This window comes from Blautia segnis (assembly GCF_014287535.1).
In the GTDB taxonomy this organism is placed as follows: domain Bacteria; phylum Bacillota; class Clostridia; order Lachnospirales; family Lachnospiraceae; genus Blautia_A; species Blautia_A acetigignens.
Genome location: NZ_JACOOT010000008.1, coordinates 50,741 through 69,290, shown reverse-complemented (window position 1 = coordinate 69,290; position 18,550 = coordinate 50,741). Strand labels below are relative to the sequence as shown.

Here is an 18,550-nt window from a genome sequence, read left to right as displayed (position 1 = left end):
TAAAAATGCTAAAAGATAAAGTGGTTACAAGAGATGATTTATGGGGGATTTACTATGCTTAGAGTGGCAGTTGCAGAGGACAATCCGAAAGACAGGGAACGGCTTTTAAGTTTTTTGAAAAAGTATGGGGAAGAGAAGGATGTGCAGATCGAAGTGGCGGAATATACAGACGGAAGTGAGCTTCTGGATCAGTACCGTCCCTGCTATGATGTGATTTTCCTGGATGTGGAAATGCCTCAGATGGATGGAATGAAAGCGGCGGAAAAAATCCGGGAAACAGACGAAGAAGTGATTCTGATCTTTATCACAAATATGGCGAAATATGCCATCAGAGGCTACGAGGTGCAGGCCCTTGACTATGTTCTCAAGCCAGTGAAATACGAAGCCTTTACCGTGAAAATGGACAAGGTAAAAAGGCTTGCAGAGAAGAAAAAAGACAAAAGCATCAGTATAAAGACCGGTACGGCAACCCACCGTCTGCTGCTGTCCCATATCCAGTATGTGGAGGTGGTACAGCATCTCTTGATCTTCCACACAGAGGACGGGGATTTTTCCACAAGAGGTGTTCTGAAGGATGTGGAGGCTGTGCTGGAGGAGAACGGTTTTTACAAATGCAACAAGTGCTATCTGGTAAATCTTCGCCATGTGCGAAGCGTCCATGACGGGATGGCTCTTGTAGGAAATGACCAACTGCAGGTGAGCCGGGCGCGGAAGAAGGCCTTTGCTGAGGCGGTAGCGGATTATATTGGGAATATGCAAAGTATTTGAGTCTGGGTTGCTTAGTGGATCTTTACTGAAACTTTTCCAAGGTGAGATTAGAGCGTGTTTGAGAAATCATTCCCGCAATTTGTACGCTCCAGCGCCTATGAAAATATTAAACGTTTAAATTTATGCAGGATTTATGGGAGAGAAAGATGGAAACATGGTTACAGGGAATGGACGGATTTTCTTATTGCATGGAAATGCTGGCAGCAGCATTATGTTTCTTTATTTTTCTAAAAAAGAGAAAAGGCTTCTGGCTGCGGGTAGGAGCCAGTGCGATTATGCTGTTTTTGGCCAGTTTATTAATTTATCCTTATTTTGTTGATATAACGAATATTTATAACTGGATATGGTTTATTTTTATTTTTGCACTGACTATAGTGATTTGCTATTTTTGCTGTGACATTACATGGAAAGATGCAATTTTGGCAGCTTCCTGTGGTGCATTGCTTCAACATACGGCATCATCTCTATTTATTGTCATTTTTTATCAGGGAGTTATTCCTGAATTTTCAGGAATCCGCTACTGGGGATTATACGTATGTGTTTATCTTATCGGTACTATTCTGATCGCACGAAAGCTGCCGGATGAAGGGCACTATCACGTAAGCCGCGCCAACGCAGCAATTATGGCAGTCACAGTTCTTACAATCGTGCTGGTTTTAAGTGTTCTGGTAAAAAGTACAACTATTGATGTGATCGGAGTTGGAACAGCGAATAAGGAATACATAAAGCTGTTTCGTTTAAATCAGATTTATGCCCTTGGAGCATGCGTGCTGGTGCTGGCGCTGGAAACCATTCTGCAAAGAGAGCTTCGTGTCCAGAGAGCACTTTCCGAGAACAAAAACCTGTGGAACCAGCGGCAGCTGCAGTACGAAATGTCCCGTGAAAATATTGCCATGATCACCCGGAAATGCCACGATATGAAGCACCAGATTGAAGCCCTGATTCAGACAGAAAGCCATTCTGAGAGACGGAAATCCTTCATCGAAGATGTGCAGGATATGATCCAGGTTTACGACAGCAACGTACATACAGGGAACGAAGCACTGGATACGATTCTTATGGAAAAAGGTCTTTACTGCAAAGTCCATCACATCGACTGGACCTGCGTGGCAGACGGAAAGCTACTGGAATTTATGGATGTGGTAGACCTTTTTACCATCATGGGAAATGCTCTGGATAACGCAGTGGAAAGCGTGGAAAAACGAGGCAAAGATGAGTTCAAAAGCATCGGTGTACGAGTGTGGAAAAAAGATCTTTTTGCAGTGATCCAGGTGGAAAACACCTTTGACGGAGAGCTGAAAATGAAGGACGGCCTGCCCCTTACCAGCAAAGCAGACAAAGAAAATCACGGAATCGGTATCCGCAGCATCAAGTCCATTGTGGAGAAATACCAGGGAACGGTCAGCGTTCGTGTGCAGGACGGAAACTTCGTTCTCACCATTTTATTACCGATCATGTCATGAAAATGACGGTTCATTCCAAAGCCCTTGCGAGGGCTTTTTCTTTTGCTATAATGGCTTCATAAGCAATTTGGAAAGGCAGAAAATAATTTTAGGAGAGGACAATTATGGAGAAGAAAGCCAAAAAGCGAATGAGCAACAAAGCATTTGCAGGAATCTGGGGAACCGTTCTTGCAATCCTTCTGATCGTGGTTCTGGTAGGCAATTATTTCGCAATGAAATATACCACCATCATCACCCGATCACTTGGACACACAACAACAAAGGTTACCACTACAGGTGATGGAAGCAGTGACAATGAGTACTTCAAAAGTGACTACAGCAGCCACGAAGAGCTGGTAGATCACGAGACTGAATTCAGCAAACAGCTGGTAGCAGAGGGAATTGTTCTTATGAGAAATCAGGACAACGTGCTTCCTCTTGAAAGCGGCAAAAAGATCAGTCTTTTCGGAATTGGTTCCGCAAAATTTGTATACAGCGGACTGGGTTCCGGAGCAATCGACACCTCCAAAACAACCAGCTTAAAGGATGCACTTGAGGCAGAAGGCTTCCAGGTAAACCCGGATCTTTACTCTGTTTATGAGAAATCTGAAGCCCGTGTTGGAAAAGAAGAGGATCCATCCACATACCTGGATTCTGTAGCAGATTCTGTAAAAGAATACAGCGATGCAGCAATCGTAGTCATCTCCAGAAATGGAGCAGAGGCACAGGATCTTACCGAAGATCAGCTCTCTCTTTCTGATGCAGAAATGTCACTTGTAAAATATGCAAACGACAATTTCGATGATGTAATCGTTATGCTGAACACAGCAAATGCCATTGAAATGGGCTGGTCTGATTCCAGATTTTTCCCGAACATCAAGGCCTGCATGTGGGTAGGATATCCAGGACAGGAAGGTATCACTTCCATTGCGAAAGCACTGACAGGAGAGGTAAATCCGTCCGGCCGTCTTGTGGATACATATGCTTATGATTCCATGAGTGCACCAGCAACTCAGATCTTTGAGTATGGCGAGTGGACCAACACAAACAACGAGGAGAACGGACCGAAAAACGCTTACACTGTTTACGGTGAGAGCATTTACATCGGCTATCGCTATTATGAAACACGCTATGAGGACACGGTTCTTGGACAGGGAAATGCCTCCACAGCAGACAGCGAATACGATTACAACAAGCAGGTTCAGTACCCATTTGGATATGGAATTTCCTACACACAGTTTGATTACAGCGACTTCTCTCTGACAGAAAACGGAGATAATTTTACAGCACAGGTAACGGTTACAAACAGCGGCGATGTGGCTGGAAAAGATGTTGTAGAGGTTTATTTCCAGTCTCCATACACAGACTATGACAGAGAAAATCTGGTAGAAAAATCAGCAGTTGAGCTTTGCGGATTTGAGAAAACAGGAGAGCTTGCACCTGGTGAAAGCGAGACTGTAAGCATTGATATTCCGAAGGAAACTCTTCGTGCATATGATTACACAAATGCAAAAACTTACATTGTAGATGACGGTACTTATTACTTTGCAATCGGCGATGACTGCCATCAGGCACTGAACAATATTCTTGCTGCAAAGGGTTACACAACAGCAGACGGCATGGATGCAGACGGAGATGATTCTCTGGTTGGAACCTACGAGCAGAAGGAATTTGACAATACAACTTACGCAAAAGATGCTGCAACAGGCAATGAAATTACAAACCAGTTTGACTATGGAAACATCCAGACTTATGATGATTCCTATGTATATCTGACAAGAAATGACTGGACCGGAACATGGCCGACCATCTATGGTGAGCCAAACGAAAAAGGCAGATATAATGCAGAAGCAACAGAAGAATTTGTACAGTTAAGCCAGAACAATATTTACCAGGATGACCCGGATGCAGAGATGCCGACCACGAACTCCGGTGACAACATTAACCTGATCACCATGCGTGGAAAGGATTATGATGACGAGGAATGGGATGCGATCCTTGATTGTCTGACCGTAGATGAGATGGTTGAAATGGTTCGTCTTGGCGGATGGCAGACCATGGCAATTGACAGCATCAGCAAGCCAATGTCCAGCGACCAGGACGGCCCCGCAGGTATTTCCGGCGAGTTGATCATGAGTGATGTAGACTGTATGGGATATCCGAACCAGGAGCTTCTGGCAGCTACATGGAACAAAGAACTGGCACTTGAGTTTGGTAAATGCATTGGTGAGGACGGACTTTCTGTAAACGTACAGGGCTGGTATGCACCTGGTGCTGGAACCCACAGAACTCCTCTTGGCGGACGTAACTTTGAGTATTATTCTGAGGATACCTACCTTGCAGGTTCTATGTGTGCAAATGAGGTAGCAGGTGCACAGAGCAAGGGAATGTACTGCTATCTGAAACATCTGGTACTGAATGACCAGGAGCAGAGACGTTACGGTATTTCCACATTTACTACGGAGCAGGCTCTTCGTGAGCTGTATCTGACTCCATTTGAAATGGCTGTCAAAGATGCGGACTGCCACGGAATGATGGCTGCATTCAACGGAATCGGCGGTATCTGGTGCGGCGCAAGCAAAGAGCTGATCACTAACGTTCTTGGCAATGAGTGGGGCTTCCACGGCATTATCGTAACCGACTATGCATCTGCAAATGACGGCTACATGTTCATTGATGCTGGTCTTCAGGCAGGAACAGACCTGTGGCTGAACACCGACTCTGAGGTTTACAAAATGGGTGATGTATCTGACAATGCAACCTTAGTCACAGCCCTCAGAAACGCTTCCCACGACATCCTCTACACCGTCGTAAACAGCTCCGCAATGAACGGAATCGACGAGAACGTAGTAGTGAAAAAAGTACTCCCGCTGTGGCAGTACTGGCTGATCGCATTCGATATCGCAATGGCCGTAATCATCATCGGCGGCGTGATTTTGATCGTCAGAAGATGCAGAAAAAACAATAAGATTGAGATTGTGGTTGAAGAAAAGAAATAAGACGGATTAGACGCAAAAGGCGCTTCCCCGGGGAATGGGGAGGCGCCTTTTAATACATAAAAACATAACAATGCAATAACTTATTAAAAATCAATAGTTTTTACATTGCAATGCAAAAACTATTGATTTTTATTATGCGTTTGGACTACACTTTCATTTTTGATGATTGGGGAAATAAAAACTGCTATTAGGTTTAGATCCGCTGAAATATTGCGGATGGGTGTTTTTTATTAAAAAAATGAAGAAATGGATGGAATTGTACTGTTTGGGCAGATATGTTATACTTGAAAAAAGTTGTGTAGGAAGGGAGCCTTAGCATGATATTGTATCACGGCAGTAATGTTGAAGTAAGAGAACCGAAGATTATTGTTTCCAACAGAACACTCGATTTTGGTGCTGGATTTTATACAACATCGAATAAAGAACAGGCCGAAAAATGGTCGAAGACACAAACACTTAGACGTAGAAAAGGAACCCCTATTGTTTCATGCTATGAATTTAATGAGGATAAAATTAAAAATTTGTCAGTTTTAAAATTTGAGTCACCAGATATTGAATGGCTGAGATATGTAACTGATAATAGAAAAGCTATTTATAGTGGACCGAAATATGATATTGTTATTGGGCCAGTGGCAAATGATAACACAATGCCAGTAATAAATGATTATATGGCAGGAACTATAAATGAAGAAACTGCATTAATCCTGCTGAAACCGCAGAAACTGGCAGATCAGTTTGCTTTTTTGACCTGGAAGGGTCTTTCGGCATTAAAATACCTGGAGGGAAATGAATATGGAAAAAAGAACTAAGCCATCAATTCTTCAAAATTTTGACTGTGAAGTAACCGCTTTAATAGCTCAAAACAGAGGAATTTCTCAGACAGAAGCGCTTAGAAGATTCCTTAATTCTAAAACTCATGAAATGTTGGAAGATGATGATATGAAACTATGGTATTTCAGTCCTCTGGCGGTATATGACATTTGGGAAGCGGAGGAAGCAACTGGAGATCCTGGAAATTCTCTTTATTTGAGGGGGGATGAAATTTGAGTAAGGAATTTAGATTTTTCACATATCTGCTGGAAAGTTATGCACAGTATAAAGGAACAACTGCGGCTGAAGTACTGCGGATACTGGATGAGAAGAAGCTTACGGATTTTGTGTATAATATGTATGAAATATATCATACAGAAGCAATTGAAAATGCATATATGGACATCGATAGCCTGATTGCTACAGGTAAAACTGCGTGGTAATTGATAGAGTGGGAAAGGTACTTTTCTGTAAAAAGAAAGGTACCTTTTTTGCTTAAGGTTATGTCAGAAAACTGCAAGGTTATGCGATATCGGTTGAAAGGGTCTGATTTTTCATATGCCGCGTTGTCGTCAATCGCCGTAGCCGCCGCTACGCCTCATTCCTCCGCCTTGCATATGAGAAAATCATTCTGCGTCAATATAGCAGATACTTAATTTTCGATGTACTAGATATATTTTGAATACACAATATAGTGAAATTTTACATATAAAATTCCTGTCAAATTTCAGTTTGCGTACGAATATGCGCACTTTGCGTAAAAAATAACCATTTCACTGTGAAAATGCTACAATATTAACTAAATAAGATGGGAAAAGGCAGCCAGATAATGGATGCCATCTCATCTGAAAGAACATGTAAGCGCAGCTTCCAAAAGGCTGCGCAGGCAAAATGTATGCAACAAAGTATCACAAAAACGAGGAGGAAAATTCATGAGTATGAAACGAGTGCTCGCTGCATTCATGGGCGTTACCCTTATGGTGGGAAACGGTCCGGTGAGTGTGATGGCAGCAGATGTGGCAGCCGAATCATCCGCAGAAACCGCAATTGTAAATCTGGAAACCCAGGGACGCACCAACCCAATTGGCGTGGATGCCCAGCAGCCTGCTTTTTCCTGGCAGATGCAGTCGGGAGAGATTGGCGCAGCCCAGAAATCTTACCAGATCGTAGTACAGGATCCGGAAGGAAATGTAGTATGGGATTCCGGTGTAGTGGAAAGCAGTAAATCCAACGAGATTGAATACGAAGGAAGCGGGCTGACTCCGGCAACAAAATACAGCTGGACGGTAACCGTAACCGACAACAATGACAACACCATCCAGTCTGAGAATGCAACCTTTGAAACAGGTCTGATGGATACTTCCACAGCTTCCTGGGATGGAGCGAAGTGGATCGGTGCAGGCGAACTTCAGCTTGATGCCGCATCCAAGGCAGTATTCAATATTACCGCAGATGTACAGGTAGCAGAAGGCAGCAACGCAGCTTCCTTTATTCTTGGCGCAGACGATTTCCGTCTGGAAAACAAGGTATTCAACAGTGAAATGCAGGAAGGCGAGAACTACGTTCGCGTAGAGCTTGATCTGTCCGGTGTTGATGCAAACGGCGGAGCTAAGATCAATGCTTACCGCATGGGCTATGCAAAAGATGACGATCCGTCCACTCCATTTTTCACCATTGAGGATGACGAAGATCTGAATACCCTGATTACAGATAAGAACAAAAACGAAGCGCACACCATCAACATCTTCTGTACCGCAAGTACACTGACTATTACCGTAGACGGTACAAAAGTGGGCGATGATATCCTGGTTAATACCATGGAAAATGGAAATACATTCCCGAACCTGAATTCCGTAGGTTTTGCAGCAAATGCAGGCGACACTGCCACATTTACAAATTACAAAATTGAAAACGGCGGAAGATATGCAACCGGAACCCTTCTGGACGCAGAAACCGGTGCAACCTATTCTATTTTTGACGGAATGGACGGCGTAACTGTAGATGGAAATACAATTACTGTAAATGGCGGTGACGCAGGTGTTCTTGGATATGCAGATCCCTCCTATGCGGCAGCACCTATGGTGCGTACCGATTTCGAAGCAAAATCCGAGATCGAGTCTGCAAGACTTTACCTGACCGCACAGGGTATCTATGATTTCTATATTAACGGACAGGAAGTGGCACCAGATGAATGGTTCAATCCAGGCTCCACAGAGTACGATTCCATTCTGGCATACAACTCTTATGACGTTACCGATTACCTTCAGACCGGGGAAAACGCAATGGGTGCAATCCTTGGCGAGGGCTGGTGGACAGGAATGACCACATTTGAATGCCTGAATAATAACTATTATGGCGATCAGCCAGCCCTTATGGCAAAACTGGTTGTCAACTATACAGACGGCTCCAGTGACGTCGTTGTAACCGATGACGGCAGCTGGACCTACTACAACGATGGCCCGGTACGTCTGGCATCTCTTTTCCAGGGAGAAAGATACGACGCTACCAAAGAGGCAGCAGTAGAAGGCTGGACAGAGGCTGGATATGATGACTCTGCATGGACAGCTTCCTCTGAAATCGAGACAAGAAAACAGTTTGCAGATTATCAGCTGGTTTCCCGCTATGACGATCCGGTTCACGTAATCCGTACCAATGATGTAAAAGAAGCTCTTGGCGAAACCAAAGAAGGCTCCGATTCCTATATCTACGACATGGGCGAAAATGTTTCCGGTGTTCCGGTTATCACAATTCCTGAAGAGTATGCAAAACCAGGCGAGACCTTAACCGTTCGTTTTGCTGAGATTCTTTATCCGGAGCTGGATGAGTACACCAGCGAAGGCGTTGACGGAATGCTGATGGTTGAGAACTACCGTACCGCGATGGTAACCGATTTCTATACTATGAAAGAGGGCGAGAACGTATTTTCACCGGATCTTACCTTCCACGGATATCGTTACATTGAGATCACAGGCCTTGATGAGGAGCTTCCGGCAGACTGCATCAAGATGCAGGTACTTTCCTCGCTGGATGCAAGCGCTGAGTATGAGTCCTCCAATGAGCTGACCAACCAGCTGTTTACAAACATCACAAACTCCACAACCAGCAACTACATTTCCATTCCAACAGACTGCCCGCAGCGTGACGAGCGTATGGGATGGACCGGAGATGCGCAGATTTATGCACTGTCTGGTTCCTATGTAGCCGATACTTACAACCTCATGCGCCAGTGGATGGATACTGTTCGCGCGGACTGCGGTGAGACCGGAATGTCTTCCCAGTATTGCCCGGCATTTGTAACTTATGATCTGGAAGCAGATGACAAGATCCCGCACAACGGACAGAGCTTTGGTATTACCTGGAACTGCCTGGTTGTAACTATTCCTTACAACCTGTATATGCAGACAGGAAAACTTGACATTGTAAAAGACAACATTGATAACATTTATGCATACGTAGATCACCTTGCTTCTACTCCAATGACCTACAAGGATGAGAACGGTGATAAGCAGGAAGATGCAAGACTGACTGGTGAGACTGGTACACTTTGTGATCACCTTTCCAGAATTCCGACTGACGGCGTAATGCTTGGAAATGTTCTTTATATTAACTGCCTGGATCAGGCAGCAGTACTTGCCGATGCTATGGGTGATACAGAGAAAGCACAGAGCTATCGTGAGACTGCTGCAACTGCAAGAGAAGCATGGAATGAGTTCTTCATTGACCCGGATACCGGAAAAACAAAGAACACCAAGGGTGAGATCCAGGATACCCAGGCTTCCTATGCAACACCTCTTCGTTTCCATGTAGTAAGCGATGAGAATCTGGAAAAAGTTCTGGAAAATTATAATGCTTCCATTGCAGAAGCATCTGGTGAGGACAGTGACGGAATGCCGATTGTTCCTTATACTCTGACAACTGGATTTAATGCAACCGGAAACCTGCTGAATGCACTTTCCGATTATGGTCTGAACGACACTGCTTACAAGCTGTTTGAGTCTACAGATTATGCTTCCTGGCTGTATCCGGTAACTCAGGGCGCAACCAGCATCTGGGAGCGTTGGAACGGATATACCAACGAGCTTGGCTTCAACGGAAACAACAGCATGAATTCCTTCAACCACTATTCACTTGGTGCAGTTTATGAGTGGATGGTTGCTTACCAGCTTGGAATCAAAGCTGACGAGTCACAGCCTGGATATCAGCACTTTATCCTGCAGCCTACTGTCGGCGGTGATTTCACAGAGGCAAAGGGAAGCTATGATTCTGTATACGGAACCATCAAGAGCGGCTGGACCGCAGCTGACGGTGTGATGACATCTTACGATGTAACCGTTCCTGCAAACACCTCCGCAACCTTATACCTGCCAGTATCCGGTGACGTAACAGCTTGCGACGGCGTAACCATAATGGGTGCTGCACAGTACAATTCAATTGAAACTCAGCAGATGGAATTAGTTGCCGGAACCTATCACTTCGAAGTGACAGACGGCAATGTAACGGTAACTGCTGCATAATCAATCATCATTGTTATGAAATGCTTTTTACTGAAGCGTTTTATAAAATATATGCAATAACTGTTATCATAGATAAAGTCCTCCAATTTTATTATGATACGGAACATGCGGAATCTTAAAATGCTGCCAGATTCCGTATGCGAAAAGGCCAGTACTGAGATTATTCTGATCCAGTACTGGCCTTTTTCGTTGCATTCTATTGAAAACTTTCTCTTGCTAAATTGTGAAAGTTTGTTAGAATATGTATAAAATAATTTGCGCAATTACAATTTATGAGAAAGTATGCTCTTTGGAGCGAGGTGACAAGTATGGTTACATTAAACGATTATTTATATTCCGGTGATACGGTTTTAAAGATTCTGCAGAAATATACGGAGGATCTGCGCAGGGAAGCCAAGGAGAACTATAATGAGATTGATTTGGTACACAGCAATTTCCTGCTTCAGATCACGGAGCTTCTGGAGCACAACGATTTCTTGACAGCCCAGTCTCAGAAGATCCGTGAATTTTATAAATATATGGCCCATGAATATCCGTTCCTGGCGTTTACTTTTAAGGGAAGAATTAAATCCCTGATTCGGGCGGAAGAGAAATTTAACGGATATATTGTGGAATATATTTATAATTATTACCGGGAAAATGGAACCTATCCGCCTGTGTCTGAGCTGAAAAACAAGCTGAGCTGTTTCCGTGACTTTATTGCATACAGGATTGTAGTCTGTCTGCCAAGATGTCATCTGAAACCGGGAGAAGACCAGGAGCAGGCTTCTATCCGCTATCTTTATAAGATTGCAAACGTGCTTCCGGGATTCCTGGAAGAGAGAGGGTTTACTGCGGAGTCTGCCCAGGGAGTGAAGCTGAGTACATCACCTTTGCTGGATGAAGAGGTGAAGCCATACTACAGAGATTATATCTGTGGTACCAGTGAATACGGTTATCAGTCCTTACATATTACTTTTTATGATAACAGCTCAAGATCCTATATGGAAGTGCAGCTGCGCACCCAGAAAATGGATGATATTGCGGAAATTGGTCCTGCGAACCATTTAGGCTACGAGAAACGCCAGCAGGATGAACGTGCCAGAAGGGATGTGATTCCGGAAGGAGAATGCGTCTATTTCGACGAAGCCTACGAGCGAGGCATGCGCCTTCTTCAGCTGGAGCTTGCCGATCTGGACGTCAACATGTTCTCCGCCGTCAACAACAGCCTCATCAACGACGGCTGCGGCCTGTTCCGCGGCAGGTTGATCTTGCCCTATGAGCATTTGTCAAGGTTTCAGAATGATGTGATAGATTAAAAGATAAGGAAAGCGAAAATCCTCTTTGCAGTTGTGGGTAAATTGCAGAGAGGATTTTTTTTAAGAAATACTGCATTCTATGCGACGGATGATAAAATTTTGCGTGATATATGATGAAAAACAAAATATACAGGAGCATTGGAAAGAAAATCACGGAATGGATGATGCACAGATTGTAGATTTATATTTTGCCAGAGATGAAAGTGCGATTACAGAGACAAAAAACAAGTATCAAAATATGTGCTTCTTGATTGCGCATAACATTTTATATAACCGGGAAGATTCAGAAGAATGTGTGAATGATACGTGGCTTTTTACATGGAATAGTATTCCTCCGAAAAGGCCTTCTATATTAGCTCCTTTTGTTTCAAAGATTACGAGAAATACCGCAATTGACCGATATCGCAAAAGAAATGCACAAAAGCGAATGAATTCTCACATGGAAAATATTGCAGGAGAGGTAGAGAAGTTAGGAAGTGTAATTTCTTCAGAAATTGATGCGTATTTGCGAAGGAAAGAAATTGTAGAAATTTTCAATGACTTTTTGCAGGGGCTCTCTGAACGTGACAGGGATATTTTTATACGACGTTACTGGTACATGGATTCTATAAAGAAAATCGCAAACAGACACAGATGTGGGGAAAGCAAAATAAAATCAGTTTTGGCACGCAGCAGGAAAAAACTTTACGCTTTGTTGAAGGAGGCTGGCTATGCAGGATAACAAGGGTTGGGATTTTCTGGAGGTATTTGCGGATGTTAATGAAAATTACATCTATCAGGCTTCAAAACCCTGGAGAGAAAATAAAACCATAGTGTTCAGAAAATATATGAGGTTTGCGGTTGCCTGTGTTGTGATAATAATTGCAGTGGCAATAGGAGCAACACATAAGAATGAGGTCAAAGCTGCCTGGAATAAAATGACTTCTTTAATTAGCAGGATATTAGGCAGTACAGAAGATGCGGATGATTATGTAAAACAAATTCAGAAAACGATTCGAAAGAACGGGATTGCAGTATCTTTAGAGGAAGTGGCGATGGATCATGAGAATTTGTGGATTGCTTATTCTTTGAGCAATGAGAGCGGTGATAATGATATATCCATGAACAGTGCCGAGGCCGTAATCGATGGGAAAAATTTAGCACTGGAGGGGCAGTATTCGTTTAATACTAATTCGAAAGCTGATGATGCAGTCTCTAAAAGTTATGTGGCAAAATTTTACCGAAATGATTTGTCTGGTTCACAGAAAATTGATATAACGATTGGTACATTTAAAACGGAAGATGATCAGATTGAGAAGAAGGATGAATACATTTTTTCCTTTACTGCTACGCTGGAAACCTTAGCCGCAGATACGAAGGAAATACCCATTAAGGAATCCATGCAGCTGCAAAATGGGAAAAACATTGCTATTTCAAAAATTAAATATAATATTTTGGGCGGAACAATTTATGGTGAATTGCCAGATATGGCAGAAAATGATGAATTCTTGATCCGCGGAGAAGATGATCTTGGAAATGAACTGGTTTTTGAACTGAATTCATATCGAAATCCAGATCTTGTATTTGATCTGACAGATTCCGGAATTTCTCCAAATGCGAAACAGCTAACTTTGCAGTTATATTATTATGCAGACGATGCTGGAAACCAATTTGTATATCAGGATGGGGATGATGAATTTTATGTAGAAGAATCTTCCAGTGAGTATGGAGAAAATGAAAATCCGGAGGATAGAGCAGTTCCGGTTGGAGATGGGTTTATGATAGATTTGCAAGAGTAGACTAATAGGAATAGAAGACAGCCATCAGTGAAAAATAGCTGGTAGCTGGCTATATATTTTTAATTTGATTACAAATCATCTCATAGAGCATTGCGTTCCTAAAACAAAAATGATATTATATAAATGCAAACAATAAAATAGATATTCTTAAAACTTTCTAAAGTCATTGAACTGGCCTTGGTTTTGTGATACTCTGGTACTACATTTCAGGAACTCTGTATTTTTCTTATGCCGTTCGGCAGCAAATTCCTGTAAGTAGTATAAAGTGAAAGAAGGTGAAGGCCTTTGGGGCTAAAGACCAGGGAATGCAAGAATATCTGGCAGACCATGAGCGATTTGCGGATCTGATTAATGGAACTGTATTTGCAGGGAAGCAGATTATTGAGGCTCAGTATCTGAAAGAAGTACAGAGGAAAAAACGGGTATCAGTAGCGGATACTGCTGATCTGGTAAATTTACAAAAGAAAAACAGTTCTTCTCAAAATGGAACGAAGAGAATTTATCTGGAAAGGGAGCGTGATTTTTTACGGCTTTATGATAAGCCTGGCTGTAGATTCCTGATTGCATGTGAAGTGGAATCCAGTGCTGATTATGAAATGCCGGTACGCTGTCTTACTTATGATGGAGTCGAATATACGAATCAGTTAAAAGCACGCAAGCAAAAAGATGATTCTGAAAAAACTCATGAACGTCAACCATTGATTCCAGTTTTTCATCTGGTAGTTTATCTGGGCGAGAAACGTTGGATCAGCAAACAGCATTTACAGGAAATGATGAAAATTCCTGAAGAAGTGAAGAAATTTTCAGGACAGCTTCCTGAATATGATATTGGCTTAGTTGACATTCATGAGCAGAATCCAGATTTGTTCCATACGGAATGGAAAGAAATCTTTAAGATTATGAACCATAGCCGGAAGAAGGAAGAACTGAGAAAGTACATAGAAGATCATAAAGAAGAAATACAAAAGTTAAGCGTGGAAACCAGGTGGTTTCTGGGGATTTTGTTGGAGCAGTATACGATTGTGGATGAAAGAGTTATGGAGGTGAAGGACATGTGTGAAGCATGGGACGGTGCGGTAAAATTGCAGGCGCAGATAGAGGGTAGGGTGATTGCTCAGGAACTGGCGCCTAAAATGGCGGAAGAGATGGCGCCTAAAATGGCGGAAGAGATGGCGGCTAAAATAGCGAAAGATATGGCGGCTGATATGGCTCCGAAAATGGCAGAAGAGATGGCTGGAGAAATGGCGGAAGAAATAGTTGAAAAGCGTCTCAAAGAGCATAAGCAACGTTTAAAAAGAAAAGAAAAAGAAAGAAATAAAAAAGTTGTTTATAACATGTTCGCGAAGGGTTATCCGCAGGAAGAAATATCCGAGATTTTGAATCTGCCATTTTCAAAGGTAAAGAAATGGTGCAAAAATTTCAGTAAAGATGCTGCAGTAGAAATGGCATAAACATTGGGTGAGTCTCTTTACAGTTTGAAAGATAGCTGTAAAGGGACTTTTCTTTATTTCTTGAAACGGAACGTGGGAAATAATCACCGTAATTATGCAATCTGTCCATGTAAACTATCCATACACGATAAAAAAACAGCATATTGCGTTAAAAAGATGCAGAAGCGTGGAAAAATGTTATTATTTTAGATAAGATATTATGGAAGAAGTGTGGGAATATTTGGGGATTGGAGGAGGAAAAATGCTTCGCATTGCGATTGTAGAAGATAACGATACAGACAGAGAAATAATAACAGATGCTTTGGGACGGTTTGAGACAGAGGAGAATGAGCATTTTAGTATAACGGAGTTTCATGATGCCATGGATTTTCTGGAACAGCGGAAAATGGACTTCCAGATGGTATTTATGGACATTCAGATGCCGTACATGGACGGGCTTGAGGCGGCGCGGAAATTCCGGGAGAGAAACACAGAGGCAGTGCTGGTTTTTGTGACAAGCATGGCACAGTATGCGGTTCACGGCTATGAGGTGGATGCTATGGATTACATTGTAAAGCCCCTTAACTATTTCAGCTTCAGCTTGAAAATGAAACGGGCGGTAAAGCAAATCCATTCCCGTGAAAAACAGCAGTTCATCATCAACACCAGAAACGGCCTTGTGAAAACCTCTATAGACGAAATCAAATACGTGGAAGTACTGGGCCACAAAGTAATCTATCATCTTGAGGAAAAGGATGTGGAAGCCTATGGCAGCATGAAAAAGGTAATGGAAGAACTTCCAAACAACACATTTGCATTATGCAACAACTGCTATTATGTAAACCTATATTACGTGACTTCTGTGGAAGGTTATCTGGTAAGCATTGGGGAAATCCAGCTGCAGATCAGCCATCCCAGGAAGAAAAGCTTTATGAAAGCCCTGAATGATTATGTAGGAGGATGCAGCGCATGAACATATGGGAGATTGTCTGGAAATGTGAACTTACCTTTGAATTACTGCTGTTCAGTTTCCTGATGTGCCGTAATTTTGCCAGAAAACCGCTGTTCTGGATAAGAGCGGCTGCCGGAAGCGGAATCTGTCTGTTTGGAACGCTGCTCTTTGTAAGCAATACCAAAACCATGTGGGAAAGTATCCCGGGAATCATAATCATGTTTCTTCTGAGCATGCTGACCATGGTATTTTGCTATGAAAATTCTGTGAGGGAAATCTTTTTCGTCAGTGTGGCGGCGTACAGTACCCAGATTATTTTGTACAGCGTGTTTATTCTGTTACAGACTTTTCTGAACATAAACGATGGGATTGCATTTATTCTGCTTTATGTAGTGTTGCTGGCAGTGGCCGTATATATGGTACTGCATTTTATGGAAAAGAGAATCGATGAAACGGAGCATGTAACCGTTCACCCGGGTTTCCTCTTGCTGCTTTTGGTAACAGCAGGGCTGATTGATACGGTGTTTAAGTTTTATATGGTAGACCATATGCTTGGCGTGGAGACAAAAGAGATTTTCGCTGCGTGGAAAATTTTTTCCATGGTTGCCTGTCTGCTGCTTCTGATGGTACAGTTTGGTACTTTGAAGCGCAATTCCATTTCTGCCCAGAAGCAGCAGCTGGAAGATCTGCTCTATCAGAAACAGCAGCAATATGAGCTTTCCAGAAAAAATATGGAACTGATCAATATCAAATGCCATGATCTGAAGCATTGGTTCAAGCGTCTGCAAAGTCTGTCTGGAAGTGCCTACGAAAAAGAGGCGAAGGAAATCCAGAAAGCACTGGCAATTTATGATTCTATGTTTCAGACGGGAAACAAGATTCTGGATACCATTCTCACAGAAAAGAAACTCTACTGTGAATATAACAAAATTAACATGACCTGTATCGCAGAGGGAGAAAAACTGGATTTTTTATCAGAAAGTGAGCTTTGTTCCCTGTTTGGAAATATTGTGGACAATGCGGTGACTGCTGTTTCCCATCTGGAAGAGGAAGAGAAACGGACAATCAATATTCTGGTGCGTACCCGGGGAAATTTCCTGTCCATTCATGAGGAAAATTATTATGAGGGAGAATTGAAAAAATCTGGCGATGGTTTTGAGACAACCAAGAAAGATAAAGAGCATCACGGTTTTGGTCTGAAGAGCATTAAGATGATTACGGAAAATCATCACGGAAATATGTCCGTGACAGCGGAGGACGGAGTGTTCAATATTAATATTTTGATTCCCCTGCCAAGCATGGAAAAATGAGCAGCGTGGCGTGCGTAAATGTTTATGCACGCTATATTTTTACTGGTCGGATGAAAGGCACTTGCATGAATGAAGATTATGACGGAAAAATGCAAGGTTATGCAAGTATGGTAGCAAACTGCCAGTAAGGATGATAAACTTTTTCATAATAAGTCAACGAATTTGGAGGAATGAGAGATGTTTAAGAAGAAAGTATTATTGGCACTTGGTATGGCAGCAGTATTAAGCACAGGCTGTGCAGCAACATCTGTTTGGGCAGAAGAGAATGCAGATGTGCAGGCAGAGACGGAAAGTACAGATACAGAAGAAAATTCTGAAGCAGAAGGCGAAGCAGAGGAAGCAAATCCAGAAATAGAGGAAGGCTACACCACCGAACTGGATGGCTGCACAAAAGTGGTTTCCTGGTGTAAAAATGGAGACAACAATATTTACGGACAGTTTTACTATCCAGCTGATTTTGACGAAAACCAGACTTATCCGGTGGTCATTATGAGTCACGGAATCGGCTCCACTTCCCAAATGATGGAGCGTGCGAAATGGCCGGAAAAAGCAGCACAGGACGGCTATGTGGTTTATACCTTTGATTTCTGCGGCGGTTCCCAGAATGGAAACAGCGATATGGATTTTATGGACATGACGGTTATGACAGAGAAGTCTGATTTAAGCGCAGTTATGGATTTTGTGAAATCAAAGGATTATGTGGATCAGGATCATCTGTTCCTTCTTGGACAGAGCCAGGGCGGACTTGTCAGTGCGCTGACAGCGGCAGACCGTGCGGATGATGTGGCGGCTATGATCCTAGTTTATCCGGCACTTTGCATTGCGGACAATGCAAAGGAGACCTATGCATCTGCAGAAGATATTCCAGAAGGCGAGGCGGAGATGCCAGTTGGAACGGTTGGCTCTGAATATGTGAAGGCAGTTTATGATTTAGATGTTTATGGAACCATCAGTGCGTATGACGGAGATGTTATGCTAATTCACGGAATTAATGACAGCCTGGTTCCATATAGCTATTCTGAAAAAGCACTGGAAGAGTCTTATACAAGTGAAGGCTCTGTTCTGGTTCCGATATATGGAAAGCGTTCTACTCATGGATTTGAGATGAACTTCGAAGAGGGAAGGGATTATGCGGAAACGGTAGGCTTGGAATTCCTGGATGCTCACTTAGAGGAAAAATAATCTCAGATTGAATTGCTGGAAATAAAATATGGGGTGCTCTTATCGAGTGCCCATTTTTTAAAAGGAG

14 protein-coding genes and 1 pseudogene are annotated in these 18,550 nt (G+C 42.7%); 14 read left to right on the top strand and 1 reads right to left on the bottom strand.

The window, feature by feature from the left end; genetic code table 11:
- Window positions 1-54: 54 nt before the first annotated feature.
- Window positions 55-768 carry a LytR/AlgR family response regulator transcription factor gene (locus H8S54_RS03040; RefSeq protein WP_186900876.1) on the top strand — a complete coding sequence of 238 codons (714 nt, stop codon included), beginning with the start codon at window positions 55-57 and terminating at the stop codon, window positions 766-768.
- A 22-nt stretch (window positions 769-790) separates the two neighbouring features.
- Here H8S54_RS03040 and H8S54_RS19270 read toward each other — a convergent pair.
- Window positions 791-859: pseudogene (locus H8S54_RS19270) on the bottom strand (hypothetical protein); the annotation flags it as partial.
- 55 nt (window positions 860-914) lie between these two features.
- On the opposite strand from H8S54_RS19270, the gene H8S54_RS03035 reads away from it, so the two are divergent.
- From H8S54_RS03035 to H8S54_RS02975, 13 genes are all read left to right on the top strand, one after another.
- Window positions 915-2,231, top strand: coding sequence for a sensor histidine kinase (locus H8S54_RS03035; RefSeq protein WP_186900875.1), 1,317 nt, complete (start codon window positions 915-917; stop codon window positions 2,229-2,231).
- A 104-nt stretch (window positions 2,232-2,335) separates the two neighbouring features.
- Window positions 2,336-5,209 carry a glycoside hydrolase family 3 protein gene (locus H8S54_RS03030; RefSeq protein ID WP_186900874.1) on the top strand — a complete coding sequence of 958 codons (2,874 nt, stop codon included), beginning with the start codon at window positions 2,336-2,338 and terminating at the stop codon, window positions 5,207-5,209.
- A 317-nt stretch (window positions 5,210-5,526) separates the two neighbouring features.
- Window positions 5,527-6,018: a DUF3990 domain-containing protein gene (locus tag H8S54_RS03025; RefSeq protein ID WP_021924836.1), complete on the top strand. Its 492-nt coding sequence runs from the start codon at window positions 5,527-5,529 to the stop codon at window positions 6,016-6,018.
- Window positions 6,002-6,256, top strand: a complete 255-nt coding sequence (locus tag H8S54_RS03020) for a hypothetical protein (protein WP_021924837.1) — start codon at window positions 6,002-6,004, stop codon at window positions 6,254-6,256. Before H8S54_RS03025 ends, H8S54_RS03020 begins: the two co-directional genes overlap by 17 nt.
- Window positions 6,253-6,462: a DUF3791 domain-containing protein gene (locus H8S54_RS03015; RefSeq protein ID WP_021924838.1), complete on the top strand. Its 210-nt coding sequence runs from the start codon at window positions 6,253-6,255 to the stop codon at window positions 6,460-6,462. The genes H8S54_RS03020 and H8S54_RS03015 overlap by 4 nt, the downstream gene beginning before the upstream one ends.
- A 489-nt stretch (window positions 6,463-6,951) precedes the next feature.
- Window positions 6,952-10,533 (top strand): family 78 glycoside hydrolase catalytic domain, encoded by a 3,582-nt coding sequence (locus H8S54_RS03010; protein WP_186900873.1) that lies wholly within the window; start codon window positions 6,952-6,954, stop codon window positions 10,531-10,533.
- Between the two features lie 308 nt (window positions 10,534-10,841).
- A complete protein-coding gene (locus H8S54_RS03005; protein ID WP_021924840.1) occupies window positions 10,842-11,831 on the top strand; it encodes a nucleotidyltransferase family protein in 990 nt (329 codons plus the stop codon).
- 103 nt (window positions 11,832-11,934) lie between these two features.
- Window positions 11,935-12,552 (top strand): RNA polymerase sigma factor, encoded by a 618-nt coding sequence (locus H8S54_RS03000; protein WP_317259467.1) that lies wholly within the window; start codon window positions 11,935-11,937, stop codon window positions 12,550-12,552.
- Window positions 12,542-13,609 carry a DUF4179 domain-containing protein gene (locus H8S54_RS02995; protein WP_186900872.1) on the top strand — a complete coding sequence of 356 codons (1,068 nt, stop codon included), beginning with the start codon at window positions 12,542-12,544 and terminating at the stop codon, window positions 13,607-13,609. The genes H8S54_RS03000 and H8S54_RS02995 overlap by 11 nt, the downstream gene beginning before the upstream one ends.
- A gap of 572 nt (window positions 13,610-14,181) precedes the next feature.
- Complete coding sequence (locus tag H8S54_RS02990) at window positions 14,182-15,060, top strand: Rpn family recombination-promoting nuclease/putative transposase (RefSeq protein ID WP_186900871.1); 879 nt, start codon at window positions 14,182-14,184, stop codon at window positions 15,058-15,060.
- A gap of 241 nt (window positions 15,061-15,301) precedes the next feature.
- Complete coding sequence (locus H8S54_RS02985) at window positions 15,302-16,012, top strand: LytR/AlgR family response regulator transcription factor (RefSeq protein ID WP_021924845.1); 711 nt, start codon at window positions 15,302-15,304, stop codon at window positions 16,010-16,012.
- Window positions 16,009-17,301, top strand: coding sequence for an ATP-binding protein (locus tag H8S54_RS02980; RefSeq protein WP_021924846.1), 1,293 nt, complete (start codon window positions 16,009-16,011; stop codon window positions 17,299-17,301). Before H8S54_RS02985 ends, H8S54_RS02980 begins: the two co-directional genes overlap by 4 nt.
- 177 nt (window positions 17,302-17,478) lie before the next feature.
- Window positions 17,479-18,483 carry an alpha/beta hydrolase family protein gene (locus H8S54_RS02975; protein WP_021924848.1) on the top strand — a complete coding sequence of 335 codons (1,005 nt, stop codon included), beginning with the start codon at window positions 17,479-17,481 and terminating at the stop codon, window positions 18,481-18,483.
- The last annotated feature ends 67 nt before the right edge of the window (window positions 18,484-18,550 follow it).

Bases quoted from the DNA above. Each gene is read 5' to 3' on its own strand.
- H8S54_RS03025 (WP_021924836.1), top strand. From the start codon at position 5,527: ATGATATTGTATCACGGCAGTAATGTTGAAGTAAGAGAACCGAAGATT.
- H8S54_RS03020 (WP_021924837.1), top strand. From the start codon at position 6,002: ATGGAAAAAAGAACTAAGCCATCAATTCTTCAAAATTTTGACTGTGAA.
- H8S54_RS03005 (WP_021924840.1), top strand. From the start codon at position 10,842: ATGGTTACATTAAACGATTATTTATATTCCGGTGATACGGTTTTAAAG.
- H8S54_RS02980 (WP_021924846.1), top strand. From the start codon at position 16,009: ATGAACATATGGGAGATTGTCTGGAAATGTGAACTTACCTTTGAATTA.
- H8S54_RS03035 (WP_186900875.1), top strand. From the start codon at position 915: ATGGAAACATGGTTACAGGGAATGGACGGATTTTCTTATTGCATGGAA.
- H8S54_RS03030 (WP_186900874.1), top strand. From the start codon at position 2,336: ATGGAGAAGAAAGCCAAAAAGCGAATGAGCAACAAAGCATTTGCAGGA.
- H8S54_RS02975 (WP_021924848.1), top strand. From the start codon at position 17,479: ATGTTTAAGAAGAAAGTATTATTGGCACTTGGTATGGCAGCAGTATTA.
- H8S54_RS03040 (WP_186900876.1), top strand. From the start codon at position 55: ATGCTTAGAGTGGCAGTTGCAGAGGACAATCCGAAAGACAGGGAACGG.
- H8S54_RS02985 (WP_021924845.1), top strand. From the start codon at position 15,302: ATGCTTCGCATTGCGATTGTAGAAGATAACGATACAGACAGAGAAATA.
- H8S54_RS03010 (WP_186900873.1), top strand. From the start codon at position 6,952: ATGAGTATGAAACGAGTGCTCGCTGCATTCATGGGCGTTACCCTTATG.
- H8S54_RS02995 (WP_186900872.1), top strand. From the start codon at position 12,542: ATGCAGGATAACAAGGGTTGGGATTTTCTGGAGGTATTTGCGGATGTT.